1 protein-coding gene is annotated in these 3,017 nt (G+C 41.9%); it reads right to left on the reverse strand.

What is annotated here, in order from left to right; genetic code table 11:
• Positions 1 to 3,017 (reverse strand): host specificity protein J (locus DK865_RS00825; protein WP_109390929.1); only part of this gene is annotated, 3,017 nt, incomplete at both ends.

A 3,017-nucleotide genomic window follows, 5' to 3' on the forward strand; every position in this document is an offset into this window, starting at 1 on the left:
TTATATAAACATCTTTAGTAACAGAGATTATATTTCCCTCTAAGTTTTCAACATTTAATGTTCCGAGAATTTCACAACTCTTCTCAATAACAACATTTTTTAAACGTCCAGAAGTTGCCTCTATTTCTCCTCTTGCTTTTATGTTCTGAAACTCAGCAAACCCATTTTTATTAATTATCCAGCCTGATTTTCCAGCCACATAATTATTTGATTGAATAACATTCCCTATTTTTGCATTTGTAATAGAGCCATCTTCGATAAATAAATCTCGAATAAACAATTGCCCATTTTTGGCGTACATGAATAATTCCATCTTGCCGTTTACTGGGTTGTACCATGCGAAATTATTAGCGTTATAGCCAAAGAATGATTCAAGATTGCCATTCTTAACTTGAGCACTAATAACTTGTCCTGCTGCGTTATATTTCGCGTTGTTATGAACAATCGTGATATTGATTGAGTGCGTGACAACACCGTCGCCCGTTTGACTAAACTCGGCCTGCATTTTTTGGTTAATCATGCCCTGCTGTTTACCGAATTGCGCTTGTACCTGTTCTTCGGATTTAGCCATGGCTTTATTCGTTTCAGATATCGCCTCTTTGTTCGTCGCAACATCAGCACGAATGCGACCGACTTCTTTATCTGTATTGCCTAACTTCTGGTTGGTGTCGGCTAAATTTTGGTTAGTTGTTTTTAACTCTGTGCGGATCTCCGTCGTTGTTTGACCGAAAGCTTTATTTAGCTCAGTAATTGACGTTTGAGTCTCTTTAATTGCAGACGTATTATCACCAACAGCGGAGTAAATTTCTTTAACTTCCTGTGCCCATGCTTCATTATCCGTTGCACGGACTTGCCATAGCTCTTTAATTCCAGCCTGAGATTGACCGTGTTTCACTAACAAATTGCGCGATAGTTGAGAGTCAGCGTTACTAAGAATGAGCGCTGTCTCAGCATTCCAATCTAATTTATCACTGAGTTGTTTGCCGGCATCTGTTGTCATAAACTGGCCGTCTAGCTCATCGAGTATTTCTTTGGTATTACTATTAGGCTCCCCTTTGGCTTCAACAAACACTGATTTTCCAACAGCGTTTATACTGCGAACATAAATATAATAGATATGCCCTGCCTTCAGGTTGCGCCCTTGAATAACCCACATCGTACTGATACCTAAATATTCAGCACGACTTTCCACTTCGCGAATATCGGTGATCTGTTTTTCTGAAAACCAAAACTCATACTGTGCTCGTAAGCTATTTTGACCACCAGAACGCGGAATAATACCTAAGCTAAAATAACCGGATTCCACTTCAATATAACTCGGTGGTAAGGGTGGATTAATCGCGAATGAAGTTGTGGTCACCTCGCCTTTTTGTTTCCGATCATTTTGAGGTACGACGGATAAAACATAATTCCCTTGAGGCAAACCACCAAAACGATACATCATATCCGAGGTTGAGGCGGTGCCGACAATACGATCACCCGTAGTGAGTTTTAATAAAAAATCGACTCCTCGACTGGAATAAGGCGTGTTCCAACTCGCCTCCACTTGCCACGCACTCGCATCCGATTCGATATCCACAGAAAGGTTTTCAACCGGTGGAATAAATCCACCTAATGGCGTATCGGGCTTTGGTTCAAACTTAGCACCCTTATCAACAATCGCCTCTTTTTCGGGTGTGTGTTGCACTGCGATAACCGTAAAACTACCATCACCATTATCTGCCAAACTAATGGCACGAAATAATCGACGACGTAAAGACGGGAGCGTTAACGTCCAAACTCCGCCCTCCCGCAACCCTAACGGTAAGTTGTCTAACTTTATTTGGTTAGATGCGGGGTAACTCAGCACTTCATACGATTGCGGTTCACCTTGAGCATTAATAAGTGTGACGCTTGATTTACCGCTTTTGGGTGTGTCTATATTACGATCTAAGGTTAATGTTTGAGAGGTATAATCAATGTGTGTTATGCGTCCACCGATTTGATTATCGGCATAATAATTATCAGCAATTTCGATAATATCACCCGGCATATGGCGTAAGCCTTCACTGCCGACAGTAAACTCAACCGTCTGTGTCTCTAATTTTTCCGTGGTTAATAACCAAAGACCATGCCGATGAGCTTGCCCTCTGCTAGTGCAACCAAAGGCATCGACGCGCATCACATTACGCCCAAAGCGGGCAATACTGGCATCATCTTCAACCAGCTCAACACTGGTTTTCCAGCCATTATCAGGATCAATAAAACGAACTTCGACAGCAGTATGACGCGATTTTAATGCACTAAAACTATATTGAAAGTTACCCTCAATCACATTGGCGTTGGTATATGGCCACACCACATCAGACGATCTATCTTGAATAAAGGTTAATGTTCGCCCATTCCAGACAGGCATAATGCGCATCATGGCACACATATCACCCATGACATCATAGGCTTTGCGCATATCCGTAATGTAAGCATTACACGTCATACGGGGTTCTTTTCCACCGAACCCATCATCAACCTGTTCATCACAATAACGACCGATTGCATACAGGGCGAATTTATCGACTTCACTAATATTAAGACGTTTTCCCATGCCATAACGCGGATGGGTTAATAAATCCCATAATATCCATGCGGGGTTGTTAGTAAATGCGGGCTTAAAGGTACCGTCCCAAATCCCCGAATAAATCCGTTTATCCGGATCATAATTACTCGGCACCTGAATAATACGACCTTTAATTAAATAATTACGGCGCGGAAATTTATTGCCAAACTGTTCACTATCAAACATTAATCCTGCAACCGCAGAGCCCGGATAGGTTTGTGAAATATCGACTAATTCAGAATAACTCGACCAAACGGTATTATTTTGAATTTTGTCAGACGTGCTGTCTTGAGTGATACGGATCATGCGCACACTGAATGGCACGGGGGGTAAATTATCCAACACAACGGCCATTAAGTAAGGTGAGTTAGAGCGTTTGCCATTAATCGTGACGTTTTTCTCTGTTATCCATGCCCCATTGCGC

The organism is Proteus cibi, from assembly GCF_003144405.1.
Lineage (GTDB): Bacteria > Pseudomonadota > Gammaproteobacteria > Enterobacterales > Enterobacteriaceae > Proteus > Proteus cibi.